This is a genomic window from Erythrobacter sp., from assembly GCF_023653175.1.
Taxonomy (GTDB): domain Bacteria; phylum Pseudomonadota; class Alphaproteobacteria; order Sphingomonadales; family Sphingomonadaceae; genus Erythrobacter.
Map to the genome: position 1 here is coordinate 1 of NZ_JAMNXL010000090.1, position 14,562 is coordinate 14,562.

Sequence of the window (14,562 nt, forward strand, 5' to 3'; positions counted from 1 at the left end):
TAGAGCTGGCCGCTCATAACGGCTAGGTCGCGGGTTCGAATCCTGCCGGGCCCACCGGGGCGGGGCGGGCGAGATGAAAGAGTGTCGGGGAGTGGCGCAGTCCGGTAGCGCGCTTGCTTTGGGAGCAAGATGTCGCAGGTTCGAATCCTGTCTCCCCGACCACCTCTTTCCTGCCGCTACCGCGCGGCAAGATAATCGATCAGCGCGGCACGCTCTGCCGGATCCTTGATGCCGAAGAAGCCCATTGCATTGCCCGGCGCAGCGGCTTGCGGATCGGCGAGGAAGGCATCGAGCTCTGCGCGAGTCCAGCGCGGCTGCTTGTCGGCATAGGCACGTAGCGGCCCCGAATAAGCATAGCCCGGGAGAGCCGCGACCTTGCGGCCGACAATGCCCCCCAGCGAGGGGCCCTCGGCGCCCTCGTCATCCTCGCCCAGCGCATGGCAGGCGTAGCATTTCTGGAACGCCCGCTCGCCCCTTGAGACAGACGGCGTGGCGGCCTGCTGCGCGGTGGTGGTGGCCGGCAGCGCGAGGCAGGCCAGTCCCCCAACCGCCAGCCAGCCGAGCCCTCGACCCCTCATTCGCCGAGCGTCACCAGCATCAGCCGGTCGGTGCCGGATTCGGGCAGATAGACCTCGTTGCCGCGGCCGAGGATCTGGCGCACCTGCGCGTCGGGCCCGCTGCCGGGGATGGTAGCAACCCAGCTTTCGCTGTCGGGATCGAACACCAGAGTATTGTTGCTGGCAAAGTCGGTCACCCACACATCGTCGCGCGCGTCGACATAGACGGCATAGGCGCGTGGCGCGTTGCCAGGCAGGTCGTAGCTCGTCCAGGCGCCGGTGGCGGGGGCGTAGCGATAGAGCTTGCCGCTGTTCCAACCACTGATCCACAGGTCGCCGCGCGAATCCGCCCACACCCGGCGCAGGCCAGCGCCTGCGTGCGGCGGCTCGATCAGGGTGACGCTGCCATCCTTGCGGTCGACCTTGGCGAGGTGGCTTCCGGCAAGGCTGACATACCAGATCTCGCCATCGGGCGCGGCGTCGATGCCATAGGGGCCGCGGCCCTCGGGGTCCTTGAACACCGCCATCGCGCCGCTGGCATCGACCTTGCCGTAGATCCCGTTCTGCCCGGTGAACCAGTGCACACCGGAGCCGTCAAAGGCCCCGGTGTTGAGGTTGGTGTAGCCGGTCTCCTCCGGCAGCTTCCACACGTCGATCGCCTCGCTGGCCGGATCATAGCGGACAATCGCGTTCTGGCCGCCGTCGGTGATCCATGCCTTGCCGTCGGGGCCGAGCACCACGCCATGCGGGGCCGAACCCTCGCCGAGCGGCACCTGGCGGAAGGTCCAGCTGGCGATGTCGACGATCCCGAGCGCGCCCTGGCGCTGCGCGGTGTACCATATTTCACCCGGTCGCCCGGGGGCGGCATCATGCGGCCGCGCGCCTTCGGGCAGCTGGATCACGCGGGTCTCGAAGACGTAGGGCTCGGGCGCGGCGGGATTCTGCGCGAGACCGGCGGCAGGCACAGCCGCGAGGATCAGCCCGGCAATCAGGCAACGCATGTCGATCTCTCCCATCGGTTTAGCAGCTTCGCCAGAGTGGCGCGCTTCGGCCACCAAGTCAGCCACAAAGTGCGGACGTGCTGCAGGCGGCCTTGTGGTTGCGACGGGAGTGCAGGCAGCGGAGCATGCCATTTTTAATAATGCGACTGACTCGCATTTACATCAGATCGACACGGCGCTATCGACTCGCTCCCGACAGGACAGGGGTCTTTGCATGTTGAACGCCATTCCCGCGGCCGCACGCGCCGCTCGCCTCCCCGCCGGGGCGGCCGCATGACGCGCGGGTCGATCAAGGCCTGGGCCTTGGTCCACAAGTGGACCAGCCTCGTCTCGACTGCCTTCCTGCTGATGCTGTGCGTGACCGGCCTGCCGCTGATCTTCCATGACGAGATCGACCGCCTGACCGAGGAGCAGCCGACCTACGGCATGCCCGGCGTCGGTTCTTCGGGCACAGCCGCGGGGCTGCTGCCGCTCGACGCGATGCTCGCCCGCGCGCTCGCCAACCGGCCTGGCGAGGTACCGCTCTACATGGCCTTCGACAATGACCAGCCCTCGATGACCATCACCACCGGCCCTCGCCCCGATGCCCCGGCGGCCGAGATGACGATCCAGTCCTTCGACCGCTCGACCGGAGAACTGATCGGCGCGGTCAGCGAGGAGAGCGTCAGCGGCGTGGCTGCGGTGATGCATTTCCTGCTGGTGCTGCACACCGACATGTTCCTCGGCCTGCCGGGCATGCTGTTCCTGGGCGTCATGGGCCTGTGCTTCGTCGCCGCGCTGGTCTCGGGCGTGGTGCTCTATGCGCCTTTTATGCGGAAGCTCGATTTCGGCACGCTGCGGGTGAGCCGCAGCGCCCGCACCAAGTGGCTTGATTATCACAACCTCCTCGGCATTGCGGCGCTGGCGTGGATGCTGGTGGTGGGGGTGACCGGCGTGATCAATGCCTTTGCGGTGCCCATCGAAGCCGCGTGGAAGGCCAACGAACTGGTCGCCATGACCCGCGAATATGCCGGGCGGGCGCCGCTCGATCCGGCGCGTTACGGCTCGCTCGACACAGCCATGGCCGCCGCCCGCGCACGGCTGCCAGGCAACAACCCGCAGTTCATCGCCTTTCCGGGGGGCACCTTCAGCTCGAACCACCATTACGCGGTGTTCTTTCAAGGAGCGACGCCGCTGACCGAGCGCCTGCTGACCCCGGCGCTGGTCGATGCCGAGACCGGTGCCTTCACCGCTGCGCGGGCGATGCCGTGGTATTATCAGGCGCTCTCGCTCTCGCGCCCGCTGCATTTCGGCGATTACGGCGGGCTGCCCTTGAAGCTGCTGTGGGCGGCGCTGACGCTGTTCACGATCCATGTGTTGGGCACCGGGCTCTACCTGTGGCTCGCCAAGCGCAAGGCCCTCGCCCCGGCCATGGCCGCACCCGAGCCCGCGCGTGTCGCCGAGCCCGCCGAATGAGCCGCCCACGCGCCCTCTCTGCGATCTTCGCCTGGCCACTGGCGATCTTCGTCCTCGGAATCGCCGGGCTCGTCATCGCGCTGACCGGTGACGGCTGTCGCGACGCGGCGGCCTGGGCCGCGCTCGCTGCGCCACTGATCGCGGTAGTCGCAGCGATGCGCCTGCGCCGCGGCTGAAACGCCTTTCCCCCTCCTCCCTGAAACAAGGAACCCCAAGTGACCACTTCTCCGATCCGTCGCCGCCTGCTGCTCGCCACCGCCATCGCGCTTGCCCTCCCCTCCTTTCCCGCAGCCGCGCAAGAGGCGGAGGAGAACGACACCATCATCGTCACCGCCCAGCGCGCCAACCAGTCGGGCGTGGAGCAGGCAGGCAGCGTGGGCGTGCTCGGCGACAAGGACGCGGCCGACGTGCCCTTTTCGATCCGCAGCTACAACGAGGCGCTGATCCTCAACCAGCAGCCGCAGACGCTGGGGCAGGTGCTCGAGAACGATCCGACCATCCGCACCACCACCGGTTTCGGCATCGCGGGCGAGCTGTTCGTGATCCGCGGCTTTGCGCTGGCAGGCGACGATGTCGGCTATGACGGGCTCTATGGCATCATGCCGCGCCAGCTGGCCGCGCCCGAGCTCTACCAGTCGGTGCAGGTGCTGAACGGGGCGAGCGCCTTCCTCAACGGCGCGGCGCCCGGGGGCACGGGGCTTGGCGGCAGCGTCAACCTCATCCCCAAGCGCGCGGGCGCGGCTGACCTGACCCGCGCAACCGCAGGCTTCACCGCTCCCGAGCACATCGGCGGCAGCTTCGACATCGCGCGGCGCATGGGCGCGGGCGGGGAATGGGGCATCCGGGTGAACGGCACCGCACGCGGCGGGGATGTGGCGATCGACGATGAATTCCGCAGCACCACCGTGCTGGGGGCGGCGATCGACTACAATTCGGGGCCGCTGCGCGCCTCGCTCGACCTTGCCTACCAGCGGGTCAAGGTGTCGCACTTCCGGCCCAAGCTCAGGGTCAACACCCTGACAGTCATCCCCGAGGCCCCTGACGCGTCGACCAATTTCGGCCAGCCCTGGCAATATACCACCCTGCGCGACATCTTCGGACAGGCGCGGATCGAGTATGACGTCGCGCCCGGCGTGATGGTCTACGCCGCCTTCGGCGCGCGCGACGGAGCGGAGGAAGGGGTCTACAGCACGCCGACGCTGGTCAACGCGTCCACGGGGGAGATCACGGTCAGCAGTTCCTTCATCCCGCGCACCGACAACAACGAGGCGGCGACTGCGGGCCTGCGCGCGAAGTTCTCCACCGGCGGAATCACGCACGAGGTCAATGCGGGCGGGTCGATGAACTGGCTGGTCAACCGCAACGCCTACCAGTTCTTCGCGCTCTCGCCGGAAGCGAACAATCTCTTCGCACCCGTCACCGTCACGCCCTCGCAGACCGTGACCTTCGCGGGCGGCGATCTGGCCGACCCCTTCCCCATCGGCCGCACCCGGCTGGCGAGCGGGTTCGTGTCGGACACCATCGGCCTGATGCAGGACCGCATCCTCGTTACCGCCGGCCTGCGTGTGCAGGCGATCCGCACCCGCTCTTATTCCTATTTTGGCGGCGCGCTGACGAGCGAGTACGACGAGAGCAAGGTCACGCCCGTGTTCGGCGTGGTGGTGAAGCCCGCCGAAGGCCTCTCGCTTTATGCCAACCGGATCGAGGGGCTGGTGCAGGGCGCCGTTGCCCCCGTCAGCGGGGCCGACCCGGTCAGCGGCACGCCGCTGCCGGTCACCAATGCAGGCGCGGTGCTGCCGCCCTTCGTCTCCGAGCAATACGAGATCGGCGGGAAGCTGACGCTGGGCGGGCTCGACATGTCGCTGGCCGCCTTCCAGATCGACCGCGAGACCGCGGTCCTGCGCCCCTCGCCGACCACCACCGGCGCGCTCGAATTCGGGCCCTTCGGGGTGCAGCGCAACCGCGGGGTGGAATTCACCATCGCGGGCGAGCTTGCCGAAGGCCTGCGGCTGATCGCGGGCGGATCGGTGATCGACGCGAAGCTGCGCCGGACCCAGAACGGGGTGAATGAAGGCGCGCAGGCCGTGGGCGTGCCGGAGTATCTGGTCAACGCCAACCTCGAATGGGACGTGCCCTTCGTACCCGCGCTCACCCTCACGGGCCGCGTGGTCCACACCGGCGAGCAGGCGGCGAACATCGCCAACACCCTGTTCCTCGAGGAATGGACCCGCATCGACATCGGCGCGCGCTATGTCGCGGTGGTGGCGGGCAGGCCGCTGACCTTGCGGGCGAGCCTCGATAATGTCGCCGACGCGGATTACTGGGCCTCGGCCTTCGACAGCTTCCGCCCGGACCTGCAGCTCGGCAATCCGCGGACCTTCAAGGCCTCGCTGAGCTACGACTTCTGAGCTTATGCGCTCTCGATCCGCACGGTGAGGCTCCGATAGCCGACCGTGCGGACGAGATCGCCATAGCGCTCCTCGCCGGGCTCGGCATCGAGCACCGCGATGGCGCGGGTGCGCGCGCCGAGCTGACGGATGAGGCTGCGCAGCAGCGTGCGCGCATGGGCTGCGCCAAGGCAATTGTGGTGCCCGGTGCCGAAACCGAGATGCGGGTTGGGCGCGCGCTCAAGGCGGATTTCCTCTGGCGCGTCGAACACCGTTTCGTCGAAATTGGCCGAGGCCCAGCACAGCGAGGCGCGCGCATCGGGCGCGATCCGGTGACCGCCGACCTCGGCACCCTGCGGGCACACCCGCCCGATATGGGTGAGCGGCGAGGTGACGCGCACGAATTCCTCCACCGCGAAGGGGGTGCGCCGGGGATCGGCACATAGCGCCTCCAGCGTCTCGCGTTTGCCCGCGAAGAAGGCGATGATCGCCGAGACTGCGGTGATCACGGTGTCGCGCCCTCCGGCGAAGACGAGGTTGGCGATCCCGGCCATCTCGTCATCGGTCAAGGGGCGGCCGCCAATCACCATGCGGGTCATCGCGCCGAAGAAATCCTCCCCCGGAGCCGCCCGCGCCGCCGCGATGCTTGCGCGGATATAGCGATCGAGCGCCGAGCCTTTGGCGGTGCTATCGTCGCCATCGTGGAAGACATGGACGCCCCAGCCGATCCACTCCTCAGCCGCGTCTTCGGGCATGCCGAGCAACAGCGTAAGCGCGCGCGATTGCAGCGGCAGGGCAAAGCCGCGCACCACTTCGATCTCGCCCGCAGCGACGGCAGCGTCGATCGCGCGGGCCACCAGAGCATCGATCGCGGCGATGTAAGCGGGCTGCACGGGCCGCATGAATGTCGGCTTCAGGAGATCGCGCCACGCCTTGTGTGCAGGGGGATCGGTCTCGATCGGCAGCTGGCGCACCGTGCGCACTGCGGTCTCCTCGGGGATCGGCACGCGCCCCGGCGCGTCGGAGCTGAAGGTCTGCCAGTCGCGCGCCGCCGCCCGCACCGCGCGGTGGCCGAGGATCATCGGGATCGTCTCGCCCGCAAAATCGACCGCCAGCACGCCATCCCGGCGGCGAGCGCCGCCAAAGGGGTCGCGGGTCTCGTCAGTTGTATCGGTCTCGGCCATCACGCTTTCCCCTGAGCAAAGCCGCCGCCGCCTGTCTCGCAGAACCCGCCCGAGCGCATGGTTTCGACAGTTTTTGGCGGGCCGCATGCAAGGAAGGCGGACAGACGACAGGGATGGGACAGATTATCCTGTCACCCATAAGAGAGAGGATCACCGATGAAACGCGCTTCTGCTGCCCTGGCCGCCGCCATCGCGCTGCTCGCCGCCCAGCCCGCCGCCGCAGCACCCGACCAGGCGCGCGACGTGCTCGAGGGCGAGGTCGTCTACCACATCTTCCAGCGCAGCTTCCGCGACAGCAATGGTGACGGACACGGCGACCTGGAGGGCGTGCGCCAATCGCTGCCCTATCTCGAACAGCTCGGGGTGACCGCGATCATGATGACGCCGCTCTACCCTTCGCGCACCTACCACAACTATTTCGCGACCGATTTCGAAGGCATCGACCCGCGCTACGGCACCCGCGCCGACTTGCAGCGCCTGATCGCCGAGGCCCACGCGAAGGGCATCAAGGTGTTCCTCGACATGGAGTTCCAGTATCTTGCAGAGGGACACCCGTGGTGGACGGCGGCGATGCAGGACCGCACTTCGCCCTACAATGACTGGATGCTGTGGGACGACCGCGCAGCCGGCGTCGCCGAGGAAGGGCCCTTCGGCTTGCGGGAAATCGCCAATTTCAACCGCGACACCCACGGCGTCACCACGGTCGCGATGAAACATCCCGATGTGCGCGCTTATTTCGATCGCTACCTGATGGGCTGGGTCGATCCGAACAACGACGGCAAGTTCAATGACGGGGTCGACGGCTTCCGGCTCGACCACATGATGTACGATCTCGACAGCAAGGGGCTGCTCACCGACCTGTTCGAGGGCTTCTGGAACCCCGCCTTCGCCAAGCTGCGCGCGGCCAATCCGGACCTCGCCTTCCTCGCCGAACAGTGGGACTGGAAATATGGCGAGGACTACCTCGCGCGCGCCGATGTCAGCGCGGTCTTCGCCTTCCCCATTCACGATGCGATCCGCAAGTTCGATGCCGCCGCGCTGGCCGCAGCGATCACGCGCACGGGCGAGGTGACCCCGGCGGGCAAGACCCAGATGATCTTTGCCGAGAACCACGACGTCAGCCGCATCGCCTCCGATCCCGGCATCAGCCCCGAACGCCTGCGCACGGCAGCAGCGCTGATGTTCCTGCTCAGGGGCACGCCGATCATCTATTACGGTCAGGAGCTGGGCATGCGCGGCGCGACCGACGCGGGCTACACCACAGACGAACACCACATCCCTGTGCGCGAGGCCTTCAAGTGGTCCGCGACCGATGCCGCCGCGGGCCAGGCGCTGTGGTACAAGCGTCCGGGCGAGCGCTATTGGGACCAGCGCTATGCCCGCGATCATGACGGCGTGTCGGTCGCCGAGCAGGACGGCAACCCCGCCTCGCTGCTCGCCCATTACCGCAAGCTTGCTGCCCTGCGCGCCGCCCATCCGGCGCTGGCGCGCGGCACGCAGCGCGTGCTGGAGGCGCCTGCCGGAATGCTGGCGGTCGAGCGCGCGTTTGCAGGCGAACGGCTGGTGATCATCGCCAACCTCACCGCACTGCCCGCCGAAATTCCCGCGCTGGCGGGCAACGGCCCCGACCTTCTGTCGGGCGAGCGCAAGGCGCTGCGGCCGTGGCAGACCGGGCTCTACCGCCCTGCCAGATAGCGCCGCCGGAAGTCGCTCGGCGAGACGCCGAAGCGCTTCCGGAAGGCGGCGGTGAAGTGCGAGGGCGTCTGGAACCCGCTGCGCCAGGCGATGTCGGACACCCGCGCGCCCTCGGTCGTCAGGCTGCGGGCCGCGGCGCGCAGGCGATAGGCGCGGGCATATTCGGCAAAACCCACCCCGAAAGCCCGAGTGAAGACGCGCGAGAAATAGGAGGGCGAGAGGTGGCAGCGCGCCGCCGCCTCCTCGATCGTCACCAGCCGGAAATCGGCCCCGGCGACCAGATCGAGCGCCGGACGCAACCGGTGGAGGCCGCGGCCCGCGGCCGTCATGTCGGCTTGCGGCGCGGTCCCCGGCAGCTCCTTCAACAGCAGCCGGGTGAGCGCCAGCACATCGCCTGCGCGCCCCGCCGTCTCGGCCAGCGCGACCAGCCAGTCGAACCCCGCCGCCAGCCGCGCCGCGACCGCCGCGTCAGGCCGGATCGCCTGTACCGCGGCGAGGATGCCGCTGCCCAGCGCCGGATCGTCCCGGCCGAGCGCGGGATCGCAATGCACCAGCACCCATTCGGTCGCCCCGGCAGCGAGGCGGAAATCATGTGTGGACATTGCGGGCAGGAACAACAGCGTCCCGTCGGTGATGGGCAGCGCCCCCCATTCGGTGGTGACACTGCCCTCGGCGCGTGCGAACCAGATCAACTCGGCCGGCTCGTGAAAATGCGGGAAGGGCTCGGGCGCGGGCGAGACGGGCGGGCGCAGGACGCGCTCGACCCTGACCGAAGAGGCCGGATCGAGCGCGATAGGCTCGCACAGGGTGCCAGCGTCCATAGGGCAAGGATAGAACAGATGCGGGGGCGTCGCGTCAATATGGCGTCAGGGTGATGGCCTCGCCAATGACAAGGATCGGACAGGATTTCGTCCCCGCCGCACAACCCGCGACGCGTTTGCTTGCGCGCGAACCATGCTAAGCAATGCGCACCGGATGGAAGAGGTGTGCCGCATGAAGGGATGGAAGCGCCTTGCCACGCTGATCGCGGGCCTGCTGGCAATGGGCGTTGCGGCGCAGGCCAAGCCCGAGACTCCCCCGCCGCCGCCACCCTCGCACTACGTCGATCCCTTCATCGGCAACGACGGCACCGGGCACACCTTCCCCGGCCCCTCGCGCCCCTTCGGGATGATCCAGCCGGGGCCCGACAATGCCGCGACGGGGTGGGAATATACTTCGGGCTACCAGTACCGCGCCCCGCAGATCATCGGCTTCTCGCACACACGGGCGAGCGGGACGGGGATCCCGGAACTCGGCGATGTGCTGCTGATGCCGTCGGTCACCCGCCGCGACATCATGGCGAGCGGCAAGGCGGGCGAGGTGGCGCGCGCGGGCTATTACGCCGTCACCCTCCCCGACAATGGCGTGCAGGTGGAACTGACCTCGTCCTTGCGCAGCGCGATGCACCGCTACACGTTTTCGGCAAGCGGGAGGGTGTGGGTGCTGGTCGATCTCCAGCACGGCCTTACCTTCCGCACCGACCGGCAGCCGGTCGAGAGCATCGCGGACCGCTTCGGCCCCGACAGCTTCGAGGGCGAGGCGGTGCGCCGCAACTGGACCACGCGCACGATCGCCTGGTCGGTGCGCTTCAACCGTCCGATCGCCGCGGTCGAGACCCTGCCCCCGCGCGAAGGCGATGACGCGCCGCGCTATATGCTCGCCTTCGACCTTCCCGAGGGCGAGCGCGTGCTGCTCGTCAAGGCGGGCATGGCGACCACCGACGCCGCTGGCGCGCGAGGCAACCGCGACGAGGTGTTCGGCTGGAATTTCGACGCGCTCGCCGCCGCCGCGCAGGCCGAGTGGGACGCGCTGCTCGCCCGCGCGACAATCGACGGGCCCGAACGCCAGCAGCGCATCTTCACCACCGCGCTCTACCACGCCTTCCTCCACCCCTCGGTGGTGAGCGACGTCGACGGACGCTTCCGCGGTCCGGACGGCCGCATCCGCACCGCGCCCCGGGGATCCTTGCGCTATTCGACCTTCTCGCTGTGGGACACGTTTCGCGCCGCACATCCGCTTTACACCTTGCTGGTGCCCGAGCGGGTCGACGATTTCGTCGCCTCGCTGCTCGATCACCAGCAAGCCGCCGGGCGTCTGCCCAAATGGCCGATCTGGGGCGGGGAGACCGGCACGATGATCGGCGAGCCGGCCTTGCCCGTCATCGCCGAGGCGTGGGCCAAGGGTTTCCGCGGCTTCGACGCAAGCCGCGCGCTGGCGGCAATGGTCGCGACCTCGACCCGAGATGCGGCGCCGGTCTACGCGGGCGACCACTCGATCTCGCAATGGTCGCTCTACGACCGCTTCGGCTACTATCCGACCGATGTGACTGGCGGTGAGGCGGTGTCGCGCTCGCTCGAAGCGGGGATCGGCGATGCGGCGACTGCGCGCATGGCTGAGATGCTCGGCGACAAGGCGTCGGCCCGGCGCTTCGGCAAGCGGGCGCAGAGCTGGCGCAAGCTGATCGACCCCGAAACCCGCCTCGCGCGCGGGCGCGATGCGGCGGGCCGGTGGCGTGACCCCTTCGACCCGCTCACGCCGACCTCACCGCTCAACAACCCGGGCGACTACACCGAGGCCAATGCCTGGCAATATACCTGGACGCCCGCGCTGCACGATCCGCAAGGGCTGGTGGAGGCGCTCGGCGGGAAGAAGGCGGCGGGCGCGATGCTCGACCGGTTCTTCTTCGAGTTGCCGGTTACCAAGGGCGCCGAATACCTCGGGCAGGAGGCGATGATCGGCCAATACGCCCACGGCAACGAGCCGAGCCACCACGTTGCATGGCTCTATGCCTTCACCGACCGGCCGGAGCGGACGCCCGAACTGGTGCGGCGAATCGCGGAAAGCTTCTACCGCGACACGCCTGACGGCCTCGTCGGCAACGAGGACGCAGGCCAGATGAGCGCCTGGTATGTCTTTGCGACGCTGGGTTTCTACCCGCTCGATCCCGTCAGCGCGAACTATGTCGCTGGCCTGCCGCTGAGCCCGCGCGCTGTGCTGCGGGTGCCGGGGCGGCCTGCGCTGACGATTACGCGGGCGGGCTGCGACAAGGGGCCTGTTGGCGTCTCGCTGGCGGGCAAGGACCACCCCGTCATCGCCCTCCCCCATGCCGCGCTGGTCAAGGGCGGGACGCTGGTTCTGAGCGGCTGCGCTAGACGCTGACGCCGAACAGGCGGCCGACGGCGGCGGTGATTGCCATCGCGAAGACGCCCCAGCCGACGACGCGCAAGGTCGCAGGCACCAGCGGCGCGGCCCCCGCCTGAGCGCCGAGCGCGCCGAGCACCGCGAGCGCCAGCACCGATACCGCGACCACCGTCACCATGATCGCGCCCGCCGGCGCCATCCATGCCGCCAACAGCGGCACGGCCGCCGCGGTGCTGAAGGTCAGCCCCGAGGCGAGCGCCGCCTGCAAGGGCTTGGCGGCGAGATGTTCGGACAGGCCCAGCTCGTCGCGCACATGCGCGGCGAGCGGATCGAGCGCGGTCAGCTCGCGCGCAACTGCGGCGGCTGTCGCCTCGCTGAGGCCCCGCGCGCGGTAGATCGCGGCGAGCTCGACCTCCTCGTCGGCAGGCGTGGCGGCGAGCGCTTGCCTCTCGCGGGCGATATCGGCTTGCTCGGAATCCGCTTGGCTGGAGACCGAGATGTATTCGCCTGCCGCCATCGACATCGCGCCCGCGATCAGCGCCGCGACGCCGGCGACCAGCACGGGGCCCGCTTGCGGAGTCGCCGCCGCCACGCCGATGATCAGCGAGGCAACCGAGATGATCCCGTCATTCGCCCCCAGCACCGCGGCGCGCAGCCAGCCGCTGCGGTGGACAAAATGCGGATCGTCGGGGTGAGCGCTGGTCGCGGTGGGCATGATGCACACCTTGTCCGCCTTCGCTGCGAGCAAGGCAAGCAACGAAGCGCGCGCTGCGGATCAGCCGGCGGCGTTGGTTGCCTCCAGAATCCAGTCGGGGATCGCCTCCTGCCGGAGATCCGCCAGGTCCAGCCCCTGCGCGCGCACCGCGTCATAGCGGTCGCGCGGGGCGTAGTCAGCGGGGCGCTGGACGAAAATCTTGCCCTTGGTCTCGGCGAGGATCGCAAGTCCGCGCACCCCGTCATTGCCGTTCCCGGTGAGCAGCCCGCCGAGCGCCGGCAGGCCGCTGCGCGCAAGGCTTCCGAACAGCAGGTCGGCCGAGGGGCGGCAGCCGTTCACAGGATCGCGCTCGACCAGCCTGAGGCGCGGCGGCTCGCCCGCCTCGACCACCACGTGGCGGGTCGGGTCATGGGCGAGCCACACCTTGCCCGGTTCGAGCGAGACACCGTCCACCGCATCGCCCAGCTGGCACGGCAGCGAATGGCGCATCGCGCGGACTGCATTCTCGACCGCGGCCGGATCGGCATCGAACAGCACGATGGTCGGCGGACAAGCGGCGTCATAGGCGGCGAGCACCTGGCGCGCGCTCTCGATCCCCGCCGCCCCGCAGGCCAGCGCAACGATGCGCCCGTCGGAGCGGTACTTCGACGCCCCGCTCTCCGCCCCCTCGGCCCCCTCGCCGCCCGGCTTCAGCTCGCCCGCGGCAGCCTTCAGCACGATGTTGCCCAATTGGCGTACGGTCGCGTCGAACTCCTCGCGCGAGGTATGCAGCGGCTTGGGGAAGCAGTGCACCGCGCCCAGCTCCAGCGCACGGCGCGCGGTGCCCGTGCCGGCCTGGGTGATCGAGGACAGCATGATCACCGGCATCGGCCGGGTTTCCATCACCTCCTCGAGGAATTCCATCCCGCTCTTGCCCGGCATCTCGACATCGAGGGTCAGCACGTCGGGCTTCAGCTTGTCGAGCTGGTCGCGGGCATCATCCGCGTTCTTGGCGGTGCCGCACACGGTCACGCCCTTGGCATTGTCGAGAATGTCGCAGAATAGCGCGCGCATCGCGGCGGAATCGTCGACTACCAGTACCCGTACGTTGGCCATGTTCGCTCAGCCTCTTGATTGCGCTTACGCCCGGGCCGAGCTGTCCGCCTAAGGGCGTCAGCACATGCACCGCGTAGTGGTGGCAATAGGCGGCGAGCGCCGAACAAATTCGCGCAAGGGCCTTAGGGGGAAGCGCATAGGGCCGCAGCAGCGCCACCTTATGGACCTCGCCCGTAAATGAGACCTTGTGACACGCCCGCGCAGACCAGTCGTCGGCCATATGACAAGGTAATGTTCAATGACGATCGAGAAATATTCCCGGATCGCCGGCATAACGCTTTGCTCGACGGTGGCGGCAATACTGCTGCTGACCGGGATCGGGATCAATCACATCCGCAACGGCGGCGCGCTCGACAAAGGGGAACAGCTGCTCTCGGATTTCCGCGCGGATATTCTTCCGCCGCCGATGTTCCTGGTCGAAAGCTTCGCCAATGCCAGCATCATGGCCATTCACCCTGACGCCTATGAAACCAACGAAACGCGGCTGGCGGAGTTGGAGAAGGCCTATTGGGATGCCGAGCGCCGCTGGGCGCAAAGCCCGTTGTCGGATGAACTGAAGGCCGGTCTGGCGACCAACGCGAAAGCAACCGGCAAAGCCTTCTGGGAGGAGGTCAATCAGTCGCTGAAGCCCGCGGCCAAGCGCTGGGACCAGCCGGCAATGGCCGCCTCGCACCGCAGGCTGCTGGAAATCTATCGCGCCCACCGTGCGTCGATCAACGACCTTGTGGCCCGCAGCGAGCAGCAGACCGCGTCGGTGATGGAGGAGAATTCCGCTATCCAGATACTGATCATTTCGGGCGCGTGCATTGCGGTGCTGATAGTTCTGGGGGGCCTTGCGGGCGCCTATCTGGCCTTCCGCCGCAAGGTGCTCGGGCCGATCTACATCACCATCGAAACGATGCGCGACATGGCGGCTGGCAATGTCGATGCCGGGATCACCACCAACCACCGTGCCGACGAGATCGGCACGATGACCCGCGCCATCGAGACGTTCCGCGCGGCGATGATATCCGACCGTGCCCGTTCCGCCGAGCAGGCCGAGGTGGTCGAAACGCTCTCGGGCGCGCTCGACAACCTCGCGGCAGGTGACCTCACGCACCGCATAACGGCGATGCCCTCGGGCGAGCACATGCGGCTGCAGGAGGCGTTCAACGGTTCGGTTTCGCGGCTCGAGGCGATGATCGGGGCGGTCCATTCCACCGCTGCGGGCGTGCGCACCGGGTCGGACGAGATCCGCGCCGCGTCCGAGGACCTCGCGCTGCGCAACGAACAGCAGGCCGCCAGCCTTGAAGA

12 protein-coding genes and 1 tRNA gene are annotated in these 14,562 nt (G+C 68.4%); 7 read left to right on the top strand and 6 right to left on the bottom strand.

Features of this window, described 5'->3' with window-relative positions; all coding sequences use genetic code 11:
* Nucleotides 1-85: 85 nt before the first annotated feature.
* Nucleotides 86-162, top strand: a tRNA-Pro gene (locus NBV68_RS11060).
* 14 nt (nt 163-176) lie between these two features.
* Here NBV68_RS11060 and NBV68_RS11065 read toward each other — a convergent pair.
* Nucleotides 177-578, bottom strand: a complete 402-nt coding sequence (locus NBV68_RS11065) for a c-type cytochrome (protein ID WP_296309858.1) — start codon at nt 576-578, stop codon at nt 177-179.
* Nucleotides 575-1,558 (bottom strand): lyase, encoded by a 984-nt coding sequence (locus NBV68_RS11070; protein ID WP_296309859.1) that lies wholly within the window; start codon nt 1,556-1,558, stop codon nt 575-577. The genes NBV68_RS11065 and NBV68_RS11070 overlap by 4 nt, the downstream gene beginning before the upstream one ends.
* A 273-nt stretch (nt 1,559-1,831) precedes the next feature.
* Here NBV68_RS11070 and NBV68_RS11075 point away from each other — a divergent pair, with 273 nt between their 5' ends.
* Genes NBV68_RS11075 through NBV68_RS11085 form a run of 3 tightly spaced genes read left to right on the top strand, consistent with a single transcriptional unit; the run spans nt 1,832 to nt 5,421 of the window.
* Nucleotides 1,832-3,013: a PepSY-associated TM helix domain-containing protein gene (locus NBV68_RS11075; RefSeq protein ID WP_296309861.1), complete on the top strand. Its 1,182-nt coding sequence runs from the start codon at nt 1,832-1,834 to the stop codon at nt 3,011-3,013.
* Nucleotides 3,010-3,189: a hypothetical protein gene (locus NBV68_RS11080; protein ID WP_296309863.1), complete on the top strand. Its 180-nt coding sequence runs from the start codon at nt 3,010-3,012 to the stop codon at nt 3,187-3,189. The genes NBV68_RS11075 and NBV68_RS11080 overlap by 4 nt, the downstream gene beginning before the upstream one ends.
* A gap of 39 nt (nt 3,190-3,228) precedes the next feature.
* Entirely contained in the window at nt 3,229-5,421 is a 2,193-nt protein-coding gene (locus tag NBV68_RS11085; RefSeq protein ID WP_296309865.1) for a TonB-dependent receptor, read from the top strand.
* 2 nt (nt 5,422-5,423) lie between these two features.
* Here the strand turns inward: NBV68_RS11085 and NBV68_RS11090 are convergent, their stop codons facing one another.
* Nucleotides 5,424-6,584 (bottom strand): cytochrome P450, encoded by a 1,161-nt coding sequence (locus NBV68_RS11090; protein WP_296309866.1) that lies wholly within the window; start codon nt 6,582-6,584, stop codon nt 5,424-5,426.
* Nucleotides 6,585-6,740: 156 nt separating this feature from the next.
* Between NBV68_RS11090 and NBV68_RS11095 the strand changes: the two genes are divergently transcribed.
* Entirely contained in the window at nt 6,741-8,279 is a 1,539-nt protein-coding gene (locus NBV68_RS11095; RefSeq protein ID WP_296309867.1) for an alpha-amylase family glycosyl hydrolase, read from the top strand.
* Here NBV68_RS11095 and NBV68_RS11100 read toward each other — a convergent pair.
* Nucleotides 8,261-9,100, bottom strand: coding sequence for an AraC family transcriptional regulator (locus NBV68_RS11100; protein ID WP_296309868.1), 840 nt, complete (start codon nt 9,098-9,100; stop codon nt 8,261-8,263). The two genes, NBV68_RS11095 and NBV68_RS11100, sit on opposite strands and share 19 nt — an antisense overlap.
* A 172-nt stretch (nt 9,101-9,272) precedes the next feature.
* Here NBV68_RS11100 and NBV68_RS11105 point away from each other — a divergent pair, with 172 nt between their 5' ends.
* Nucleotides 9,273-11,477 (top strand): GH92 family glycosyl hydrolase, encoded by a 2,205-nt coding sequence (locus tag NBV68_RS11105; RefSeq protein WP_296309869.1) that lies wholly within the window; start codon nt 9,273-9,275, stop codon nt 11,475-11,477.
* Here NBV68_RS11105 and NBV68_RS11110 read toward each other — a convergent pair.
* Together NBV68_RS11110 and NBV68_RS11115 are read right to left on the bottom strand one after the other, a co-directional pair.
* Nucleotides 11,467-12,174 carry a VIT family protein gene (locus NBV68_RS11110; RefSeq protein WP_296309870.1) on the bottom strand — a complete coding sequence of 236 codons (708 nt, stop codon included), beginning with the start codon at nt 12,172-12,174 and terminating at the stop codon, nt 11,467-11,469. The two genes, NBV68_RS11105 and NBV68_RS11110, sit on opposite strands and share 11 nt — an antisense overlap.
* Before the next feature lie 60 nt (nt 12,175-12,234).
* Nucleotides 12,235-13,269 carry a chemotaxis protein CheB gene (locus NBV68_RS11115; protein WP_296309871.1) on the bottom strand — a complete coding sequence of 345 codons (1,035 nt, stop codon included), beginning with the start codon at nt 13,267-13,269 and terminating at the stop codon, nt 12,235-12,237.
* 238 nt (nt 13,270-13,507) lie between these two features.
* Here NBV68_RS11115 and NBV68_RS11120 point away from each other — a divergent pair.
* Nucleotides 13,508-14,562: methyl-accepting chemotaxis protein (locus NBV68_RS11120; RefSeq protein ID WP_296309872.1), on the top strand; the 1,055-nt coding region annotated here is incomplete at its 3' end.